The organism is Pseudomonas sp. MWU12-2029, from assembly GCF_023242425.1.
GTDB classification, from domain to species: domain Bacteria; phylum Pseudomonadota; class Gammaproteobacteria; order Pseudomonadales; family Pseudomonadaceae; genus Aquipseudomonas; species Aquipseudomonas kribbensis.
The window spans coordinates 266,971-286,242 of record NZ_JALJDY010000006.1; the positions used below are offsets into that span (position 1 = coordinate 266,971).

Sequence of the window (19,272 nt, forward strand, 5' to 3'; positions counted from 1 at the left end):
GCCTGAAACTGTTTTGAAATAGGGGCAGAGCTCTCAAGCTTCGTACGGCAAGTTCGGCTTTTGACCTTGCTTGCCGCTTGAAGCTTGAAGCTCGCAGCTGCTCTTAGTAGCGGTAAGCGTGCGGCTTGAACGGGCCTTCGACGGTCACGCCGATGTAGTCAGCCTGTTGCTTGGTCAGTTGAGTGACCACGCCGCCGAAGCCGCGAACCATTTCCAGGGCCACTTCTTCGTCGAGTTTCTTCGGCAGTACTTCAACGGTCAGGCGCTCGGCTTTCTGGGCTGGCGACAGGTCGGCGTACTTCTGGCCGAACAGGAAGATCTGGGCCAGAACCTGGTTGGCGAACGAACCGTCCATGATACGGCTTGGGTGACCAGTGGCGTTGCCCAGGTTCACCAGACGGCCTTCGGCCAGCAGGATCAGGTAGTCGTCGTTCTGCGCGTCGAAAGCGCCCGGGCCGGTACGGTGGATCTTGTGTACCTGTGGCTTCACTTCTTCCCATGCCCAGTTCTTGCGCATGAAAGCGGTGTCGATTTCGTTGTCGAAGTGACCGATGTTGCAGACAACGGCGCGCTTCTTCAGGGCTTTGAGCATGTTCGCGTCGCAAACGTTGACGTTACCGGTGGTGGTCACGATCAGGTCGATCTTGCCCAGCAGCGCTTTGTCGATGCTTGCTTCGGTGCCGTCGTTGATACCGTCGATGAACGGCGAAACCAGTTCGAAACCGTCCATGCAGGCCTGCATGGCGCAGATCGGGTCGACTTCGGACACTTTAACGATCATGCCTTCCTGACGCAGGGACTGGGCCGAGCCCTTGCCCACGTCACCGTAGCCGATGACCAGCGCTTGCTTGCCGGACAGCAGGTGGTCGGTACCACGCTTGATGGCGTCGTTCAGGCTGTGACGGCAGCCGTACTTGTTGTCGTTCTTGGACTTGGTCACCGAGTCGTTGACGTTGATGGCCGGGATGCGCAGTTCGCCCTTGGCCAGCATGTCCAGCAGACGGTGTACGCCGGTGGTGGTTTCTTCGGTCACGCCGTGAACGCGGTCCAGAACCTGTGGGTACTTGTCGTGCAGCAGCTGGGTCAGGTCGCCGCCGTCGTCGAGGATCATGTTGGCGTCCCATGGCTGGCCATCCTTCAGGATGGTCTGCTCCAGGCACCACTCGTACTCTTCTTCAGTCTCGCCTTTCCAGGCGAAAACCGGGATGCCGGCAGCGGCGATGGAAGCGGCGGCCTGATCCTGAGTCGAGAAGATGTTGCAGGACGACCAGCGAACTTCGGCACCCAGGGCAACCAGGGTTTCGATCAGCACGGCGGTCTGAATGGTCATGTGGATGCAGCCGAGGATTTTTGCGCCTTTCAGCGGCTGCTCGGAAGCGTACTTGCGACGCAGACCCATCAGGGCCGGCATTTCCGATTCGGCGATGATGGTTTCGCGACGGCCCCAGGCAGCCAGGGACATGTCGGCAACTTTGTAATCGTTAAAATCTGCAGGCGTGATAACAGCGCTCATGAGAGCCTCCATTCGTAATGTATGCGAATGGGCGCCGTTGTGCGTTTAGTGTCCGGCCTGAGCCAGTCAACGCCCCATCCGAGCCTGACAGGTTGAACCTGCTGCAGCGCCCCTCGGACAGGTGGCGGGAAAACGGTATCAAGCGAACGTTACCGTTTTGAAACGGGGGCGATTATAGCCGTCTAGACTGATCTTCCAAAGGGTTTCTGTCGGCCAGATGAAGATCATTAATAGCGACCATAGTAGAAGCCTCATGGAGCATGACCGCTCAGTCTGCCAAGATGGCCCCATCATTCGGCAAGACGCTCAGGAGTGAAGATGAATTTCCACACCCGCAAGTGGGTAAAACCCGAAGACCTCAACCCCAACGGCACCCTGTTCGGCGGCAGCCTGCTGCGCTGGATCGACGAAGAGGCGGCGATCTACGCCATCGTTCAACTGGGCAACCAGCGCGTGGTGACCAAGTATATTTCCGAGATCAACTTCGTCAGCGCCTCGCGCCAGGGCGACATCATCGAACTGGGCATCACCGCCACCGAGTTCGGCCGCACCTCGATCACCCTGACCTGTGAAGTGCGCAACAAGATCACCCGCAAGAGCATCCTGACGGTCGAGAAGATGGTCTTCGTCAACCTCGGCGAAGACGGCCTGCCGGCGCCGCACGGGCGGACAGAGATCAAGTACGTCAAAGACCAGTTCAAGGATGAAACGCCCGTTACCGAGTAATCGGCGCGTCCCGTAGAACGGAAGCCGAATGGCGCGTGTCGTAGCTTTATGATCCCGCCACCGGTTTCCCGCCATGACTACGCCAACAGACGGCAAGACCCCCGACCTCTCGGCCAAGGAACAACACGAAGTCGAGAAAAACCAGCCGCCCCGGGCGGCGGTCCTGCATGAAATCATCCGCAAACAGGGCGACCAGGAACTGGAGCGCAGCATCGCCGCGCTGTGGTGGTCGGCGTTGGCGGCCGGGCTGACCATGGGCCTGTCGCTGATGGGCATGGGCCTGCTCAACTCCCGCCTGCCCGAGGGCGACGAGTTCAAGGTGATCGCCAGCTTCGGCTACTGCGCCGGTTTTCTCGCTGTGATCCTCGCACGCCAGCAATTGTTCACCGAAAACACCCTGACCGCTGTTCTGCCGGTCATGACCAAACCGACGCTCGGCAATTTCGGCCGCTTGATCCGGCTCTGGACCGTCGTGCTGTTCGGCAACCTGTGCGGGACGATTCTGGTGGCCTACGTGATGCTCGAACTGCCGATCTTCGACAGCAAGACCGATGCGGCTTTCCTCGAAATCGGCCGCAAGGTCATGGAAAACCATGCGAGCCAGATGTTCGCCAAGGGCATCGTTTCCGGCTGGATGATCGCCACCATGGTCTGGATGATCCCGTCCATGGAGAGCGCGAAGATGTGGATCATTATCCTCATCACCTACCTCATGGCGCTGGGCGACTTCACGCACATCGTGGTGGGTTCGGCGGAAGTGTCGTATCTGGTGTTTGCCGGTGAATTGCCGTGGAGTGATTTCTGGGCGGTGTTTGCCGGGCCGACCTTGGCGGGGAATATCATCGGTGGCAGTTTCATCTTCGCCCTGATCAGCCATGCGCAGATCCGCAGCGAAAGCGGCAAGCCGAAGGAGTCTGCGGATCAGGCGGAAAAGCCCGACCCGCAGCAGATCAATAAATGATCAGTGGTGCGCAGGTTCGGCAATTGTTGCCGGTTCATCGCGGGTGGCGTGCTTGACCAGTTTGCCAATGGTCAGACCCTGCAGCAGGATCGACGACAGCACCACGATGTAGGTGATGCTCAGTAGCAGATCGCGCTCCGGGCCCAGCGGCAGGGCCAGGGCCAATGCCACCGAAACCCCGCCGCGCAAACCGCCCCAGGTCAGGATCCGGATGGTGCCGCGCGGAACGGTGCGCCAGCGCCGCAACAGGACAATGGCCGGGGCCACGGTGAGCAGGCGCGACAGCAGAATCGCCAGCGCCAGCAGGCTTGCCGCCGCCACGTGCAGCCAGTTGAACGGCAGCAGCAACAGCTCCATGCCGATCAGCGCGAACAGCAGGGCGTTGAGCATGTCGTCGAGCAACTCCCAGAAACCGTCCAGGTACTTGCGCGTCATGTCGTTCATCGCCAGGTTGCGCCCCAGGTTACCGATGATCAGACCGGCGACCACCATCGCAATCGGTGCCGAGACGTGCAGTTCGGTGGCCATTGCCGAGCCGCCGATCACCAGCGCCAGGGTCAGCATGACTTCGATCTGGTGCTGCTCGATGCTCTTGATCATCAAGTACACCAGATAACCGATCAGCCCGCCGAACAGCACGCCGCCGATGGCTTCGTGGGCAAACAGCATGGCGGTGGCGCCGATGGTCGGGGTTTCACCCAGTTGCGCGATGCCCAGCAACACGGTGAACACCACCACGGCAGTGCCGTCGTTGAACAGCGATTCGCCGACGATGGTGGTCTTCAACGGCTTCGAGGCGTTGGCCGTCCGCAACACGCCGAGTACCGCGATCGGGTCGGTCGGGGAGATCAGTGCGCCGAACAACAGGCAGTAGAGGAAGCTCACGTGCCAGCCGAACAGGGCGAAGATGTAGTAGGCGAGGCTGCCGATCACGGCGGTGGCGATCAATACACCGAAGGTCGCCAGCAGGCCGATGGGCCAGCGATAGCTGCGCAGGTCGTTCAGGTTGACGTGCAAGGCGCCGGCGAACAGCAGGAACGACAACATCCAGTTCATCAGCAGATCGCCGAAGTCGATCTGGCCGATCAGTTGCTGCACGCGCTCTTCGAGGCCGGGATAACCCAGCAGGCTCAAGCCTTGCAGCAACAGGGAAAACATCAGTGCGGTAACCATCACGCCGATGGTCGGCGGCAAACCGATGAAGCGGAAATTCACGAAAGTGAGGAGGGTGGTGAGGCAGATGAAAGCGGCGACAAGTTCAAGCATCCGGGGTCCTTTGGATGGGGGGTGAAAAGACAGCGCACCTGTTCATGGGCGCAAGGGTTGGATGGGTAGACACCGGGCGGGGGCACAATTGTGTGACCCGGGCAGGTTTTTTTGGCATTTGTCTGTGCGCAACCGGGTGTGGCGAGGTCGCTTGACGTATAAACAGCGCCTGACACATCGCGAATCAAAGACCTGATCAAATGGCTCGGGTTCAAAAACAAGAATGAAGGAGTGACACGTGCTGGCGACAGCTCTGGTGTTGGTGGCGGCGCTGTTGCACGCCGCGTGGAATACCCTGATCAAGTTCAGCGCCGAGCGGTTGCTGGTGGTGGCCTGCATGGACACCGTGGCGCTGTTGTTCGTCGCGCTGGCGTTTCCTTTCATCAGCCTGCCGCCGCAGGAAATCTTGCCGTGGATTCTGGCGTCGGCGGCGTTCGAGCTGCTTTATCGCTACCTGTTGATCCAGGCCTATCGGGTCGGCGACCTGGGGCTGGTCTATCCGTTGATGCGCGGATTGTCGCCGCTGGTGGTACTGGCGCTGACCCTGATCTTCGCCGGCGAAGTGCTGAGCACCCAGCAGATCTTCGGAATCATGCTGATTCCGCTGGGCATGGCTTGTCTGCTCTGGCAGGGCGGCGGCGGGAAACACCTGCCGTGGTCGATGCTGCCGGTGGTGGCGCTGATCGGGCTGTGCATCGGCTGCTACACCTACATCGATGGTCAGGCTTTGCGGCGCTGGTCGCATCCGCTGGATTACCTGGTCTGGGTCACGCTGCTCAGCGCCTGGCCGTTCCCGATGCTGGCGTGGGTCGCCAAACGGCCGGCGTTCCTGCAGTTCTGGCGCGAACAATGGAAGCTGGGGCTGGCGGTCGGGTTCTGCGTGTTGTTCAGCTACGCTCTGGTGCTGTGGGCGATGCAACTGGGGTCTATTGCCGAAGCGGCGGCGTTGCGTGAAATCAGCGTGATTCTGGTGGTGCTGTTTGGCATGCGCTACTTGAAAGAACCTTTCGGCCGGCCACGGCTCTTAGCCTGTGGGCTGGTGCTGATCGGCATGCTGGTGATGAAGTTCTGACCCGCCAACTCTAAAAACTGAAAAAGGACGGCGTTATGACGGTGGCTCTGTGGTGCGTTTTCATTGCGATCTTTCTGCCCTATGTGTGCACGGGCGTGGCCAAGGCTGTCGGTGGTTACCGGCTGAGCGACAATCACGATCCCCGGGATTTTCTCGAAAGCCTGAACGGTGTGGCGCGACGGGCCCATGCGGCGCAACTGAACAGTTTTGAAGTGACGCCGGCCTTTGCGGCGGCGGTGATCGTTGCGCACCTGGTGGGCACGGCGCAGCTGGTGACGGTGAATGTGCTGGCAGTGCTGTTCATCACCAGTCGCCTGCTTTACATCATTTGCTATCTGGCGGACTGGGCGATTCTGCGGTCGCTGGTGTGGTTTGTCGGGATGGGGCTGATTGCCAGTTTCTTCTTCGTATCGGTCTGACGCTGAAAGGATCGCAGGCTGACGAGGCCTGCGATCCCTTGCGTTTCGCTTACTGCTTGTCGGCCACCTGCGGCACTTGCGGCAATGCCGCGCCTTTTGGCCAGAGCATCCAGATCTGCCCCTGCTGCTTCATGTCGCCGGCCAGTTGCCCGGCGGCATCGCCGGTGCCCCAGAACAGATCCGCACGAACTTCGCCGGCAATCGCGCCGCCGGTGTCCTGCGCAGCCACCGGGCGTACCAGTGAGGTGCCGTCAGGGCGGGTGGTCGACAGCCACAACAGGCTGCCCAACGGAATCACCTTGCGATCCACCGCCGCGCTGTAACCGGCGGTCAGCGGCACATTCAACGAGCCGCGCGGGCCTTCGTTGCTGTCCGGGTTGCGGGTGAAGAACACGTAGCTCGGGTTGCTGCCCAGCAACTCCGGAATGCGCGACGGATTGGCCTTGGCCCAGTTGCTGATGGCGCCCATGGTCACGTCTTCTTTCTTCAGCTCACCCTGTTCCACCAGCCAGCGGCCGATTGGCCGGTACGGGTGGCCGTTCTGGTCGGCATACGCAATGCGCAGTTGCCGGCCGTCATCGGTCTGAATCCGCCCCGAACCCTGGATCTGCAGGAATTGCAGGTTCATCGGGTCAGTCAGCCACGCCACCACCGGTGCCTTGACGCCTTTGGTCTCGATGGTAGCTGCGTCGTCATAGGGTTTGAGCACGCGACCTTCGAGGCGTCCGCGCAGGCGTTTGCCTTTCAGCTCGGGGTAAATGCTGTCCAGGGACACGATGATCATGTCTTCAGGCACACCGTACACCGGCACGTTGGCGGTCGCGGTTTGCGTCAGGCTGCCGGGGTAGACCGGTTCGTAGTAGCCGGTGATCAGGCCGTTGGGGTTGTCATTTTCGGCGCGCAGGCCGAACACATCGAGGTTTTGCTTGAGGAACGTGCGGATATCGCCAGCGCTTTGCGGCACATTGGCCGCCGCCGCGCAGGTGGCGCCCCAGACCGGGTCAGCCTTGAGCCGGGTGCAGGCACTGCGCCACGAACCAAAACCGGCCACCAGATCGTTGTCGGAAACCGCAGGCAGGGCTTCCCAGGTGGCGCTGGAGTAAGTGGCCAGTGCGTGGGTTTTCGGCTTGGCACTGTCGCCCCCGGTGCAGCCGGCGAGGATCGCCAGCAGCGGCAGGGTTGCGATGAGCGGGTGACGCCAGGCCTTGAAACGGCTGTTCATGGAGAATTTCCTGTGTCGGTTGCAAGCGTGCTCCATGCGCGCCAGCAACCCATATTATTAATAGGGCTATTGGTGTTTGGCGGTGACGCGAGGATACTGGCCGCCGAATTCCGTGACCTGAAGCCACCATGACTCTTAAAAGACTTTCTGTTGTATTGCTGGCCTGTCTGACCTTGTCCGCCTGCGGCGGTGTTGATCCCAATTCCCCACTGGGTCAGCGCAAGGCGATCTTCAAGCAGATGCTCAAGACCGGCGAAGACCTGGGCGGCATGCTGCGTGGGCGCATCCCCTTCGACGGGCCGAAATTCACGGAAGGCGCGGTCAAGCTCGATGCGCTGTCCCATGAACCGTGGAAGCATTTTCCGTCGGTGCGTGAAGAAGATCACACCAGCGCCAAGGACGATGTCTGGCAGCGACAGGCACGTTTCCAGGAAATGGCCCGCACTCTTGAGGCGGCCACCGGTGAGCTGGTGATCGCCAGCAAGGTTCAACCGTACAAGGCCAGCAACCTGGGGCCGGCGGTGCAGAAGGTCGAAGATGCCTGCAGTGCCTGTCATAAAGAGTTTCGGGATCATTGATCCTGAGGTGCGGTGACGGAGAGGACTCTTTCACCGCACATTGCCTGGCGGATTACTTGTCCAGTTCGTCCAGCGCGTCCTGCAATTCCTTGCGCGACTCGGCGAGTTTGTTTTTGCGCTTGTCGATCTTCTCCGGGTCGCCTTTCTTCATGGCCTTGTCGAGATCGGCCTGACGCTTGCTCACTTCGTGCTTGGCGTCGAGCACCTTGTTTTCACGTTCCTTTTTCAGGCCAGCGTCGGTGCAGTGTTCGGTGACTTCGCGCAGGGCGGTTTCGAGGCCAGCCTGCTGGTCGGCGTTGCCGCGGGATTTGGCCTGTTCGATCTGATTGATGATGCCTTGCTTCTTGGCGGCGCAACCGGTGAGGCCCGGGGCGTCTTCGCCAGCCATCGCGGGTGCGGCCATTACGGCGCAAAGAGTCAGCATGGCGAGCGGTGCGAGAAATTTCATAAAAGCTCCATGTGCAAAGGCAATCGGGTCGGGAAAGCACTGCGCTGTTGGAGCGCTTCGGCGACCGTTGGGTTCCCGGCGTACCGGGATGCATGTTCAGAAACCGTCGATTCCGGCGGCGCGTAAGGTTTCACTCAGGGCCAGCACCTGCGGGTCGCGGAAAAAAGCGCTCAATTGCGCCGCGCGACCGGGGCCGATTCCGGGTTCTGCCTGCCATTGTTCGGTATTTCGTTGTGCCAGCGCTTGCCATGAATCAGCCAAAGCAGCCTGACCGGTCGGCGGCAGCCCCAGGGCCTTGAGCCACTGGGCGAACGGCCGCTGGCGAGCGCTGTGAAAACTGTGGAGCAGGCGGGCGCTGCTGCGCTCGCCGAGGCCGGCAATCTTAGCAAGCTCTGGCTCGTCGAGGGCCAACCAATCCAGCAGGTTGTTCAGGCGGCCTGTATCCAGAAGTTTCTCCCACGTACCGCGCCCGACATGGGGCAGTGCCAGCCCTTGCTTGCCGCCAAGCCAGGTCAGGCGCGCGAGGAACTGACTTTCGCACCCGGGCGTCGGTTGCCAGCAGCTTAGCGGGTGAAAGTCGCTGGCGAGCGGGACGTTCAATTCGACGCGTTCCGTGCTGCGCAGCACGACGCTGTCGAGTCGCGGAATCGTCAGACCGGCCAAGCTGATCGCCACTTGATCGCCGGGACGAATGTCCAGTTCCTGCCAGCGTTTGAGCGAGCTGACGCTGACCCGTCTGATCTGGCGGTCGTCGAGCATGACCGGCGCCAATTCCAGCACAGGAGTGATGCGCCCGGTTCGGCCGACCTTGAAATCGATCTTGCGCACATCGGCCAGCGCCTGGGCGAACGGGTATTTCCAGGCCACGGCCCAGAAAGGCGAGCGCGCCTGCCAGCGTTCGGCAGCAGGACGCTGGCTTTGACGCAGGACGATGCCGTCGCTGGCAAAGGGCAGTGGCGAGCGATACCAGTGATCGCGCCACTTTTGTGCATCGTCAAGATCACCAACGGGGTGGCTGTAAGGTTCTGTCGTGGCAAAGCCCAGTGTTGCCAGACCCCTGATTCGCTCTGTCAGGCTGTTCGACCCCAGCGGCCAGTCCCAGACAAACAGCCCGATACCCGCTGCCTGTTCGGCACTCAAGTCCTTGCGGCCCATCAGGCCGGCGACGGTTGCGCGGGCGTTGGCGCTGCCGACGCGAGCCTGGATATGGTCGTTCAGTCGCCAATAGAGTTCGCCCTGTACCGACAGATCCAGCGGTTGGGTCAGTTGCCGGGGAATGGCGTTGATCTTCTGTGCCGATGCGGTCCAGTCCTGCCCGCGAACGCCGTCGCCGCGACTGATCGCCTGCTGCAACCGCCCGGCGCGATAGATCAGCGTGACGGCCACACCATCGACCTTGGGTTGCGCCCAGACGTCCTTGCGGTCGCGCAGCCAGGCTTCGATGTCGGTTGCGTCGTGAAGCTTGTCGAGGCCGGTATGGGCGATCGGATGTGCGACCGGACCAGCCGCAGTCCGTAACGGCTTGGGCGGTGAAGGAAGCTTGAAGCACTCGCGCCATTCGCCGAGCCGGATGCGGGACTGGTCATAAAGTTCGTCGGCGATCAGTGACCGGCCTTCGCGGTGATAGGCGTCGTCCCATTGATCGATCTGCTGTTGCAGGGCAGTGATTTCGCTTCGGGCCCGGTCGGCTGGCCAGGTGGGGCAATCGCCAGCGAAGGCGCCGAGGTGGGCGCAGAGCAGCAGGAAAGTGCAAAACAGGCGCAGTGTGGCAAGCATCGTGAGCGTCCTTGCTCAGGGAGATACCTGAAGGCTAGCCGGGATTTTCCAGCGGGCCGCTCGGCTGTTTTGCCGGGTGTTTCGCGGCCATGAAAAAGCCCCGCACGGCGAACCGTGCGGGGCTTTTTGTACCGCCAGGAAAATTACAGGCCGGCAGCAGAACGCAGAGCGTCGGCGCGGTCGGTTTTTTCCCAGGTGAAGGTGGAGAAGGTGTCTTCGCCAACAGTCTTGGTCTGCGGAGCACGGCCGAAGTGGCCGTAGGCTGCAGTCTCCTGGTACATCGGGTGCAGCAGGTCGAGCATGGTGGTGATCGCGTATGGACGCAGGTCGAACACTTCGCGGACCAGTTTGATGATCTTGTCATCGCTGATCTTGCCGGTGCCGAAGGTGTTCAGCGAGATCGAAGTAGGCTGGGCCACACCGATCGCGTAGGAAACCTGGATCTCGCAACGCTCGGCCAGGCCGGCCGCCACGATGTTCTTGGCAACGTAACGGCCAGCGTAGGCAGCCGAACGGTCAACCTTCGATGGATCTTTACCGGAGAACGCGCCGCCGCCGTGACGGGCCATGCCGCCGTAGCTGTCGACGATGATCTTGCGACCGGTCAGACCGCAGTCGCCAACCGGGCCGCCGATGATGAACTGGCCGGTCGGGTTGATGTGGAACTGGGTGTCCTTGCTCAGCAGTTCGGCAGGCAGCACGTGCTTGACGATCAGTTCCATCACGCCTTCGCGCAGGTCTTTGTACGACACTTCAGGGTTGTGCTGGGTCGACAGAACAACAGCGTCGATACCCACAACCTTGCCGCCTTCGTAACGGCAAGTCACTTGCGACTTGGCGTCCGGGCGCAGCCAAGGCAGCAGACCCGATTTGCGGGCTTCGGCCTGGCGCTGAACCAGCTGGTGCGAGAAGGTGATCGGTGCTGGCATCAGCACGTCGGTTTCGTTGCTGGCATAGCCGAACATCAGGCCCTGGTCGCCGGCGCCCTGATCTTCAGGCTTGGCACGGTCAACACCCTGGTTGATGTCAGGGGACTGCTTGCCGATGATGTTCATCACACCGCAGGTGGCGCCGTCGAAGCCGACTTCGGAGCTGGTGTAGCCGATGTCGCAGATCACGTCACGAACGATCTGCTCCAGGTCGACCCAGGCGCTGGTGGTCACTTCACCGGCAACGATGGCCACGCCAGTCTTGACCAGGGTTTCCACGGCAACGCGTGCGTGCTTGTCCTGGGCGATGATGGCGTCCAGCACTGCATCGGAAATCTGGTCGGCGATTTTGTCCGGATGTCCTTCAGACACGGACTCGGAGGTGAAGAGGGAGTATTCGCTCATCTCGATGTTTTCCTGAATTTACCGATGGTGAGTGTCGCCAGCCGGTCGCTGAAAATGGCGAACCTGGATCTGGAAACCATTACGTAAGCCTACATAGAGGCTTTCCCCGGGAACGAGTCCCGCAGCGGTGGCCCAACGGGCCAGATCGTCCTGTTCAAACCCCAACCACAGATCACCGCAGGCCTCCCTGGCCCAACTCTGGTTGTGGCTACATAACTCTGTCACGAGCAGGCTACCGCCCGGTTGCAGCAGGCTGGCCATGTGCTTGAGCGCTTCGGCCGGCGCGGCGAAATGGTGCAACACCATGTTCAACACCACGCAATCGGCCTGAAGGCTCACGCCATTCAATGCATCGGCCAATTGCAGGCTGACGTTAGTCAGCTTTTCACGTTCACATACCTGACGGGCCAGTTCGAGCATCGCCGCGCTGTTGTCCAGTGCGGTTACGGTGCCGAAGCGGCGCGCCAGTTCCGGCAGGAATGCACCATCGCCGGGGCCGACTTCAATGGCCGTGGCAGCGCCATTGAAGTTCAGTTTGTCGAGCAGGGCCAGCACGCTTTCACGGTACTGCGGCAGGCCGGCAATCAAATCCTGCTGGGCGCGGAATTTCTCCGCGACCCGTGCGAAAAAGTCCTGGCTGTTGGCAGCACGCTGCCCATGGACCTGTGCGATCCGCGTTTCCACGTCGGCCGGCAGCGCCAGATTGTCGACTTCTTCTAACAACGCCGCGTGCAACTTGCCGCCCAGCAACTCGGTATGGGGCAGGGCGCGGCGATAGAAAACCGCATTGCCTTCGCGGCGAGTCGCCACCAGATCGGCTTGTGCCAACACCTTGAGGTGATGGCTCATGCCGGACTGGCCGATATCGAAAATCTGCGCCAGTTCCAGTACGCCGAACGAATCGTTGGCCAGGGCGCGCAATACATTCAACCGCAGCGGATCACCGCCGGCCTTGCACAGGGCCGCCAGCTCGTCGCAATCGTCATGGCGAATGGAAGGCACGCGTAAGTTCATAGGGCCAGCAGTCTAGAGACGGCCGGAAAACACCGCAAGGCCAATATCAAAAAGTTTTGATATTGCTCGATGGGTGGCACTTTTTATTGCACTTCTCACTGACCGGTTAACTCTACAGACGAACAGCGGAAAGGTTTCACCAGCCGAAACCGATGTTATCCATTGGAAAAACGCCTCCGGATGACTATCTGTCATTGCCCCGAGGCGCTCGGGTGAGGGAAAATGCCCTCCTTTTTTCCGTTTCAATCTATTCACACCCAGGAGATCAGCGATGCCTAGCCGTCGTGAGCGTGCCAACGCCATTCGTGCCCTCAGCATGGATGCCGTGCAAAAAGCCAACAGCGGCCATCCCGGTGCCCCTATGGGTATGGCAGATATTGCCGAAGTGCTTTGGCGCGACTACCTCAAGCACAACCCGAGCAATCCATCCTTCGCCGACCGTGACCGCTTTGTGCTGTCCAACGGCCACGGCTCGATGTTGATCTACTCGCTGCTGCACCTGACCGGTTACGACCTGTCGATCGACGACCTGAAACAGTTCCGTCAACTGCACAGCCGCACCCCGGGCCACCCGGAATTCGGTTACACCCCGGGCGTCGAGACCACCACCGGCCCGCTGGGTCAGGGTCTGGCCAACGCCGTGGGCTTCGCCCTGGCAGAAAAGGTACTGGGCGCGCAGTTCAACCGTCCTGGCCACAACATCGTCGACCACCACACCTACGTGTTCCTGGGTGATGGCTGCATGATGGAAGGCATTTCCCACGAAGTCGCTTCCCTGGCCGGTACCCTGGGCCTGGGCAAGCTGATCGCCTTCTACGATGACAACGGCATCTCCATCGACGGCGAAGTCGAAGGCTGGTTCACCGATGACACGCCGAAGCGTTTCGAAGCCTACAACTGGCAGGTGATCCGCAACGTCGACGGTCACGACCCGGAAGAGATCAAGACCGCCATCGAGACCGCTCGCAAGAGCCCGCTGCCGACCCTGATCTGCTGCAAGACCACCATCGGTTTCGGTTCGCCGAACAAGCAGGGCAAGGAAGATTGCCACGGCGCCCCGCTGGGTGACGCGGAAATCGCCCTGACCCGTCAGGCGCTGAACTGGAACCACGGTCCGTTCGAAATCCCGGCCGACATCTATGCCGAGTGGGATGCCAAGGAAAAGGGCCGCGCCGTCGAGTCCGAGTGGGACCAGCGTTTCGCTGCCTACTCCGCCGCGTTCCCGACCGAAGCCAACGAATTGATCCGTCGCCTGAGCGGCGAACTGCCGACTGACTTCTCCGAGAAGGCCGATGCCTACATCGCTGAAGTCGCGGCCAAGGGCGAAACCATCGCCAGCCGTAAAGCCAGCCAGAACGCCCTGAACGCGTTCGGCCCGCTGCTGCCGGAAGTGCTGGGCGGTTCGGCTGACCTGGCCGGCTCCAACCTGACTCTGTGGAAAGGCTGCAAAGGCGTCAGCGCCGAAGACGCCAGCGGCAACTACATGTACTACGGCGTGCGCGAATTCGGCATGACCGCGATCATGAACGGCGTTGCCCTGCACGGCGGTCTGGTGCCTTACGGCGCGACCTTCCTGATGTTCATGGAATACGCCCGCAACGCAGTGCGCATGTCCGCTCTGATGAAGCAGCGTGTGATCCACGTCTACACCCACGACTCCATCGGTCTGGGCGAAGACGGCCCGACGCACCAGCCGATCGAGCAACTGACCAGCCTGCGCAGCACGCCGAACCTCGACACCTGGCGTCCAGCCGATGCCGTTGAATCGGCCGTGGCCTGGAAAAACGCTCTTGAGCGCAAGGACGGCCCGTCGGCGCTGATCTTCTCGCGTCAGAACCTGCAGCATCAAACCCGTGATGCCGGCCAGATTGCCGACATCAGCCGTGGCGGTTATGTGCTGAAGGACTGCGCAGGCGAGCCTGAGCTGATCCTGATCGCTACCGGTTCGGAAGTCGGCCTGGCCGTTCAGGCCTACGACAAACTGACCGAGCAGGGCCGCAAGGTTCGCGTGGTTTCCATGCCATGCACCAGCGCGTTCGACGCTCAGGACGCCAGCTACAAGCAATCGGTTCTCCCATTGCAGGTTGGCGCGCGTATCGCGATCGAAGCGGCCCACGCCGACTTCTGGTTCAAGTACGTGGGTCTGGAAGGTCGCGTGATCGGCATGACCACCTACGGCGAATCGGCTCCGGCTTCGGCACTGTTCGAAGAGTTCGGCTTCACCCTGGAAAACATCCTGGGTCAGGCTGAAGAGCTGCTGGAAGACTGATCCAGAAAAGGTGTCGCCTGGACTGACGCATTCGCGAGCAAGCTCGCTCCCACAGGGTTATGTATGACTCATGTGGGAGCGAGCTTGCTCGCGATAGCGATGGTTCAGGCGCCATCGCATCAACGGATACACCACGGTAATCGAGAACCCCATGCCTCAACCGCGTCCCTACAAAGTTGCACTCAACGGCTACGGCCGGATTGGTCGTTGCGTCTTGCGTGCGTTGTTCGAGCGAGGCGATAAGGCCGGGTTTGAAATTGTCGCGATCAACGATCTGGCCGACATGGCCAGCATCGAATACCTGACACGCTTCGACTCCACCCACGGCCGGTTCCCGGGCGAGGTGAAGGTCGACGGCGACTGTCTGCATATCAATGGCAACTGCGTGAAGGTTCTGCGCAGTTCCACCCCCGAAAGCATCGATTGGGCGTCCCTGGGCGTCGATCTGGTGCTCGAATGCTCCGGCGCCTACCACACCCGTGAAGACGGCCAGCGTTTCCTTGACGCCGGCGCGCCGCGGGTGCTGTTTTCGCAGCCGATGGCCAGCGAGGCGGATGTCGACGCCACCATCGTCTACGGCGTCAATCAGGATTGCCTGACCGGCGATGAATTGCTGGTGTCCAACGCCTCCTGCACCACCAACTGCGGCGTGCCGCTGTTGCGTCTGCTGGACAAGGCGATCGGCCTGGAATTCGTGTCGATCACCACGATCCACTCGGCGATGAACGATCAACCGGTGATCGACGCCTATCACCACGAAGACCTGCGCCGCACCCGTTCGGCGTTCCAGTCGGTGATCCCGGTGTCCACCGGTCTGGCGCGGGGTATCGAGCGCCTGCTGCCGGAACTTGCCGGGCGAATCCAGGCCAAAGCCGTACGCGTGCCGACGGTCAACGTGTCCTGCCTCGATATCACGATGCAGACCGCGAGCGACACCGACGCCGGCGAGGTCAACCGGATCCTGCGCGAGGCTGCCACCAGCGGCCCGCTCAAAGGTCTGCTGGCCTACACCGAGCTGCCCCACGCAAGTTGTGATTTCAACCATGACCCACATTCGGCCATCGTCGATGCCAGTCAGACCCGCGTTTCCGGCCCCCGGCTGGTGAACATCCTGGCCTGGTTCGACAACGAATGGGGTTTTGCCAACCGAATGCTGGATGTTGCAGAACACTATCTGCAGACAGCGACTTCAAAAAAACCGTAGGAAGTGCGACCCATGACCGTGTTGAAGATGTCCGACCTCGATCTGCAAGGTAAGCGCGTATTGATCCGCGAAGACCTCAACGTCCCAGTCAAGGACGGTGTTGTCACCAGCGATGCGCGTATCCTGGCTTCGCTGCCGACCATCAAGCTGGCCCTGGAAAAAGGCGCGGCCGTGATGGTCTGCTCGCACCTGGGTCGTCCGACCGAAGGCGAATTCTCCGCCGAGAACAGCCTCAAGCCTGTCGCCGACTACCTGAGCAAGGCCCTAGGCCGCGAAGTGCCGCTGGTGGCCGACTACCTGGGCGGCGTTGACGTCAAGGCCGGCGACATCGTGCTGTTCGAAAACGTGCGCTTCAACAAGGGCGAGAAAAAGAACGCCGATGAACTGGCCCAGCAATACGCCGCCCTGTGCGACGTGTTCGTGATGGATGCTTTCGGTACTGCTCACCGTGCCGAAGGTTCGACCCACGGCGTGGCCAAGTTCGCCAAAGTCGCCGCTGCCGGCCCGCTGCTGGCCGCTGAACTCGATGCACTGGGCAAAGCCCTGGGCGCCCCGGCCAAGCCGATGGCGGCCATCGTTGCCGGCTCCAAGGTCTCGACCAAACTCGACGTGCTGAACAGCCTGAGCCAGATCTGCGATCAACTGATCGTCGGCGGCGGCATCGCCAACACCTTCCTCGCCGCTGCCGGTCACCCGGTCGGCAAGTCGCTGTACGAGCCGGACCTGCTGGACACCGCCCGCGCCATCGCCGCCAAGGTCAGCGTGCCGCTGCCGGTCGACGTTGTGGTTGCCAAGGAATTCGCTGAAAGCGCTGAAGCGACTGTGAAGCTGATCGCTGACGTCGCTGCCGACGACATGATTCTGGACATTGGCCCGCAAACCGCCGCCAACTTCGCCGAACTGCTGAAGTCGTCGAAAACCATCCTGTGGAACGGCCCGGTCGGCGTGTTCGAATTCGACCAGTTCGGCAACGGTACCAAAGTGCTGGCCGAAGCCATCGCCGAAAGCGCGGCGTTCTCGATTGCCGGCGGTGGCGACACCCTGGCGGCCATCGATAAATATGGCGTGGCTGAAAAGATCTCCTACATTTCCACCGGCGGTGGCGCGTTCCTCGAATTCGTCGAAGGCAAGGTGCTGCCGGCCGTTGAAGTCCTGGAAAGCCGGGCCAAGGCCTGAGGCCGCCCGTTTGGCCAGGCAAAGGAGTGTTCAGATGGTCAAGTCGTTAGCGCTGTTGTTGCTGACCGGTACATTGGCAGCCTGCGGGAGTAACCCGAAGGCTGCGCCGGAGCCGGCCCCCGGCGAGGCACAGAAAGGCTGCTACCAGGCCGACTGGCAGGCCGAAACCAACCCGGTGCTGAACAAGCGCTCGGGGCCGGAAGGCCTGGACAAATACGAGACGCAAACCCCGGCCAAGGAACATGGTTGCCCTTGACCGGTCTGACTCTTTAACTCAGGGCCGGCGGTGTGCGCTGCCGGTCGAGGAACACGGATGAAAGGCTTGATCGCCGTTGCGGCACTGGGATTGTTGGGTGGTTGTGCGCAGTGGAACCCGTTCCAGTCGTCCGCCCCTGTGGATAACTGGACCACCTGGACCTGCGACAGCCAGGCCAAGGTGCTGTGGCGCTACACCGATGCCGGCCAGAAGGCAGTCGATGTGCGACTGGGCGGCGGCGATCAGGTCTATCGCCTGAAAGAAGAGCCGGGCGCCTCGGGCGCGCTGTACAGCGACGACATGCTGGCGTTTCACATCAAAGGTAATGAAGGCCTGGTCTACTGGGTCGCTACCAATGATCTGATCGGCCGGGGCTGCAAAGCCGAATAAAACAGAATTTGCTGTATCGAATCACCAGGCCGGGCCTCAACCCCCGATCTGCAATCACTTGAATAGCCGCCGCCGCTCCGGCAGGCTGGCACGATTAACGACCCAAACCGGGAGAGACACACACAATGGCACTTATCAGCATGCGCCAGATGCTGGACCACGCAGCCGAGTTCGGCTACGGCGTTCCAGCCTTCAACGTCAACAACCTTGAGCAGATGCGCGCCATCATGGAAGCCGCTGACAAGACTGACTCCCCGGTGATCGTCCAGGCTTCGGCCGGCGCTCGCAAATACGCCGGCGCGCCGTTCCTGCGTCACCTGATCCTGGCCGCGATCGAAGAATTCCCGCACATCCCGGTGTGCATGCACCAGGACCACGGCACCAGCCCTGACGTCTGCCAGCGCTCGATCCAGCTGGGCTTCAGCTCGGTAATGATGGACGGCTCCCTCGGTGAAGACGGCAAGACCCCGACCGACTACGAATACAACGTTCGCGTAACTCAACAAACCGTCGCCATGGCTCACGCCTGCGGCGTTTCGGTTGAAGGCGAGCTGGGCTGCCTGGGCTCCCTGGAAACCGGCATGGCCGGTGAAGAAGACGGCATCGGCGCCGAAGGCGTTCTGGACCACAGCCAGATGCTGACCGACCCGGAAGAAGCCGCTGACTTCGTCAAGAAGACTCAAGTTGATGCCCTGGCCATCGCCATCGGCACCAGCCACGGCGCCTACAAGTTCACCAAGCCGCCTACCGGTGACGTGCTGGCCATCGACCGCATCAAGGAAATCCACAAACGCATCCCGAACACCCACCTGGTGATGCACGGTTCCTCGTCGGTTCCACAAGAGTGGCTGGCGATCATCAACCAGTACGGCGGCGACATCAAAGAAACCTACGGCGTACCGGTTGAAGAAATCGTCGAAGGCATCAAGCACGGCGTGCGCAAGGTCAACATCGACACCGACCTCCGTCTGGCATCCACCGGCGCCATGCGTCGCCTGATGGCCACCAACCCGAGCGAATTCGACCCGCGTAAATTCTTCGGCGAAACCGTGAAGGCGATGCGCGATGTATGTATCGCTCGTTACGAAGCTTTCGGCACTGCCGGCAACGCTTCGAAGATCAAGCCGATCTCGCTGGAAAGCATGTATCAGCGTTATCTGAAGGGTGAGTTGAACGCCAAGGTCAATTGAGACTGGGTGTTGAGCTGAATTAAAAGAAACCCGCTGAGAGGCGGGTTTTTTTTGCCTGGAGTTTCACGGTGAGCTCATATTTCTGCTGGGTGAAATGTCACCTGTAACGGACAAAATCTGGATTGGCTTGGCCGAAGTCCGATATGAGTGACATTTTCATGGTCGGCCCAACTTGTCGCGATTTAGTGGGAGGTTGGCGGTTAAATAAATCTGTCCCCTTTTGCTGTCCCCTTTTGCTAATCCACGCAATTTTTCCGGCGTCACCGTGAGCGGTGTGTGCGTAGGGCATCGGCATGACTAATTCAATTTGCTTTAAGGCGGCTATCGCCATTTGTTATAAAAAACTGTCAGCTTTTACAGTTTTTTAAAGTGCTGAGCGCGCTTAGATTTAAATGGTCCGAAGTTTGATTTTTGAAAGTTTGGATCGAGCACGCCTTTTTGGCGCTGTTACTTAATCT

The 19,272-nt window shown here is 60.8% G+C and carries 18 protein-coding genes and 1 riboswitch; of the genes, 11 read left to right on the plus strand and 7 right to left on the minus strand.

Annotated features, from left to right (window positions below; all coding sequences use genetic code 11):
* Window positions 1–103 precede the first annotated feature (103 nt).
* Window positions 104–1,513, minus strand: coding sequence for an adenosylhomocysteinase (gene ahcY / locus M5B44_RS17255; protein ID WP_127800358.1), 1,410 nt, complete (start codon window positions 1,511–1,513; stop codon window positions 104–106).
* A 22-nt stretch (window positions 1,514–1,535) separates the two neighbouring features.
* A riboswitch (S-adenosyl-L-homocysteine riboswitch) is annotated at window positions 1,536–1,634 on the minus strand.
* Between the two features lie 197 nt (window positions 1,635–1,831).
* Here ahcY and M5B44_RS17260 point away from each other — a divergent pair.
* Together M5B44_RS17260 and M5B44_RS17265 are read left to right on the plus strand one after the other, a co-directional pair.
* Window positions 1,832–2,239 (plus strand): acyl-CoA thioesterase, encoded by a 408-nt coding sequence (locus tag M5B44_RS17260; protein WP_007959686.1) that lies wholly within the window; start codon window positions 1,832–1,834, stop codon window positions 2,237–2,239.
* Between the two features lie 73 nt (window positions 2,240–2,312).
* Window positions 2,313–3,200, plus strand: coding sequence for a formate/nitrite transporter family protein (locus M5B44_RS17265; protein WP_085709107.1), 888 nt, complete (start codon window positions 2,313–2,315; stop codon window positions 3,198–3,200).
* Here M5B44_RS17265 and M5B44_RS17270 read toward each other — a convergent pair whose 3' ends face one another.
* Window positions 3,201–4,466, minus strand: a complete 1,266-nt coding sequence (locus M5B44_RS17270) for a cation:proton antiporter (RefSeq protein WP_248739961.1) — start codon at window positions 4,464–4,466, stop codon at window positions 3,201–3,203.
* Between the two features lie 238 nt (window positions 4,467–4,704).
* On the opposite strand from M5B44_RS17270, the gene M5B44_RS17275 reads away from it, so the two are divergent.
* Both M5B44_RS17275 and M5B44_RS17280 read left to right on the plus strand, forming a co-directional pair.
* A complete protein-coding gene (locus M5B44_RS17275) occupies window positions 4,705–5,538 on the plus strand; it encodes an EamA family transporter (RefSeq protein ID WP_248739962.1) in 834 nt (277 codons plus the stop codon).
* A 35-nt stretch (window positions 5,539–5,573) separates the two neighbouring features.
* Window positions 5,574–5,957 carry an MAPEG family protein gene (locus M5B44_RS17280; RefSeq protein WP_085709110.1) on the plus strand — a complete coding sequence of 128 codons (384 nt, stop codon included), beginning with the start codon at window positions 5,574–5,576 and terminating at the stop codon, window positions 5,955–5,957.
* 49 nt (window positions 5,958–6,006) lie between these two features.
* Here the strand turns inward: M5B44_RS17280 and M5B44_RS17285 are convergent, their stop codons facing one another.
* Window positions 6,007–7,179, minus strand: coding sequence for a murein transglycosylase A (locus tag M5B44_RS17285; RefSeq protein WP_248739963.1), 1,173 nt, complete (start codon window positions 7,177–7,179; stop codon window positions 6,007–6,009).
* A gap of 128 nt (window positions 7,180–7,307) precedes the next feature.
* Between M5B44_RS17285 and M5B44_RS17290 the strand changes: the two genes are divergently transcribed.
* Window positions 7,308–7,757 carry a c-type cytochrome gene (locus M5B44_RS17290; RefSeq protein WP_114886040.1) on the plus strand — a complete coding sequence of 150 codons (450 nt, stop codon included), beginning with the start codon at window positions 7,308–7,310 and terminating at the stop codon, window positions 7,755–7,757.
* A 52-nt stretch (window positions 7,758–7,809) separates the two neighbouring features.
* Here M5B44_RS17290 and M5B44_RS17295 read toward each other — a convergent pair whose 3' ends face one another.
* The 4 genes from M5B44_RS17295 to M5B44_RS17310 form a co-directional block, all read right to left on the minus strand.
* Window positions 7,810–8,205, minus strand: a complete 396-nt coding sequence (locus M5B44_RS17295; protein WP_085709113.1) for a DUF1090 domain-containing protein — start codon at window positions 8,203–8,205, stop codon at window positions 7,810–7,812.
* Between the two features lie 96 nt (window positions 8,206–8,301).
* Complete coding sequence (gene ligB / locus M5B44_RS17300; protein WP_248739964.1) at window positions 8,302–9,981, minus strand: NAD-dependent DNA ligase LigB; 1,680 nt, start codon at window positions 9,979–9,981, stop codon at window positions 8,302–8,304.
* A 143-nt stretch (window positions 9,982–10,124) separates the two neighbouring features.
* Window positions 10,125–11,315, minus strand: coding sequence for a methionine adenosyltransferase (gene metK, locus M5B44_RS17305; RefSeq protein ID WP_027610621.1), 1,191 nt, complete (start codon window positions 11,313–11,315; stop codon window positions 10,125–10,127).
* Window positions 11,316–11,333: 18 nt separating this feature from the next.
* Window positions 11,334–12,329: an ArsR/SmtB family transcription factor gene (locus M5B44_RS17310; protein ID WP_085709116.1), complete on the minus strand. Its 996-nt coding sequence runs from the start codon at window positions 12,327–12,329 to the stop codon at window positions 11,334–11,336.
* A 271-nt stretch (window positions 12,330–12,600) separates the two neighbouring features.
* On the opposite strand from M5B44_RS17310, the gene tkt reads away from it, so the two are divergent.
* From tkt to fba, 6 genes are all read left to right on the plus strand, one after another.
* Entirely contained in the window at window positions 12,601–14,598 is a 1,998-nt protein-coding gene (tkt, locus tag M5B44_RS17315; RefSeq protein ID WP_248739965.1) for a transketolase, read from the plus strand.
* A gap of 151 nt (window positions 14,599–14,749) precedes the next feature.
* On the plus strand, window positions 14,750–15,802 hold the full coding sequence (epd, locus tag M5B44_RS17320; protein ID WP_134828368.1) for an erythrose-4-phosphate dehydrogenase: 1,053 nt from the start codon (window positions 14,750–14,752) through the stop codon (window positions 15,800–15,802).
* A 12-nt stretch (window positions 15,803–15,814) separates the two neighbouring features.
* A complete protein-coding gene (locus M5B44_RS17325; RefSeq protein WP_011336326.1) occupies window positions 15,815–16,978 on the plus strand; it encodes a phosphoglycerate kinase in 1,164 nt (387 codons plus the stop codon).
* 34 nt (window positions 16,979–17,012) lie between these two features.
* A complete protein-coding gene (locus M5B44_RS17330; RefSeq protein WP_085688661.1) occupies window positions 17,013–17,234 on the plus strand; it encodes a hypothetical protein in 222 nt (73 codons plus the stop codon).
* 57 nt (window positions 17,235–17,291) lie between these two features.
* Window positions 17,292–17,624 (plus strand): MliC family protein, encoded by a 333-nt coding sequence (locus M5B44_RS17335; protein WP_114886030.1) that lies wholly within the window; start codon window positions 17,292–17,294, stop codon window positions 17,622–17,624.
* A gap of 125 nt (window positions 17,625–17,749) precedes the next feature.
* A complete protein-coding gene (fba, locus tag M5B44_RS17340; protein ID WP_007959708.1) occupies window positions 17,750–18,814 on the plus strand; it encodes a class II fructose-bisphosphate aldolase in 1,065 nt (354 codons plus the stop codon).
* Window positions 18,815–19,272: the final 458 nt, after the last annotated feature.

Excerpts from the sequence above, each read along its gene's own strand:
- ahcY (WP_127800358.1), bottom strand. The coding sequence starts at position 1,513 with ATGAGCGCTGTTATCACGCCTGCAGATTTTAACGATTACAAAGTTGCC.
- M5B44_RS17260 (WP_007959686.1), top strand. The coding sequence starts at position 1,832 with ATGAATTTCCACACCCGCAAGTGGGTAAAACCCGAAGACCTCAACCCC.
- M5B44_RS17265 (WP_085709107.1), top strand. The coding sequence starts at position 2,313 with ATGACTACGCCAACAGACGGCAAGACCCCCGACCTCTCGGCCAAGGAA.
- M5B44_RS17270 (WP_248739961.1), bottom strand. The coding sequence starts at position 4,466 with ATGCTTGAACTTGTCGCCGCTTTCATCTGCCTCACCACCCTCCTCACT.
- M5B44_RS17280 (WP_085709110.1), top strand. The coding sequence starts at position 5,574 with ATGACGGTGGCTCTGTGGTGCGTTTTCATTGCGATCTTTCTGCCCTAT.
- M5B44_RS17285 (WP_248739963.1), bottom strand. The coding sequence starts at position 7,179 with ATGAACAGCCGTTTCAAGGCCTGGCGTCACCCGCTCATCGCAACCCTG.
- M5B44_RS17290 (WP_114886040.1), top strand. The coding sequence starts at position 7,308 with ATGACTCTTAAAAGACTTTCTGTTGTATTGCTGGCCTGTCTGACCTTG.
- M5B44_RS17295 (WP_085709113.1), bottom strand. The coding sequence starts at position 8,205 with ATGAAATTTCTCGCACCGCTCGCCATGCTGACTCTTTGCGCCGTAATG.
- ligB (WP_248739964.1), bottom strand. The coding sequence starts at position 9,981 with ATGCTTGCCACACTGCGCCTGTTTTGCACTTTCCTGCTGCTCTGCGCC.
- metK (WP_027610621.1), bottom strand. The coding sequence starts at position 11,315 with ATGAGCGAATACTCCCTCTTCACCTCCGAGTCCGTGTCTGAAGGACAT.
- M5B44_RS17310 (WP_085709116.1), bottom strand. The coding sequence starts at position 12,329 with ATGAACTTACGCGTGCCTTCCATTCGCCATGACGATTGCGACGAGCTG.
- tkt (WP_248739965.1), top strand. The coding sequence starts at position 12,601 with ATGCCTAGCCGTCGTGAGCGTGCCAACGCCATTCGTGCCCTCAGCATG.
- epd (WP_134828368.1), top strand. The coding sequence starts at position 14,750 with ATGCCTCAACCGCGTCCCTACAAAGTTGCACTCAACGGCTACGGCCGG.
- M5B44_RS17325 (WP_011336326.1), top strand. The coding sequence starts at position 15,815 with ATGACCGTGTTGAAGATGTCCGACCTCGATCTGCAAGGTAAGCGCGTA.
- M5B44_RS17330 (WP_085688661.1), top strand. The coding sequence starts at position 17,013 with ATGGTCAAGTCGTTAGCGCTGTTGTTGCTGACCGGTACATTGGCAGCC.
- M5B44_RS17335 (WP_114886030.1), top strand. The coding sequence starts at position 17,292 with ATGAAAGGCTTGATCGCCGTTGCGGCACTGGGATTGTTGGGTGGTTGT.
- fba (WP_007959708.1), top strand. The coding sequence starts at position 17,750 with ATGGCACTTATCAGCATGCGCCAGATGCTGGACCACGCAGCCGAGTTC.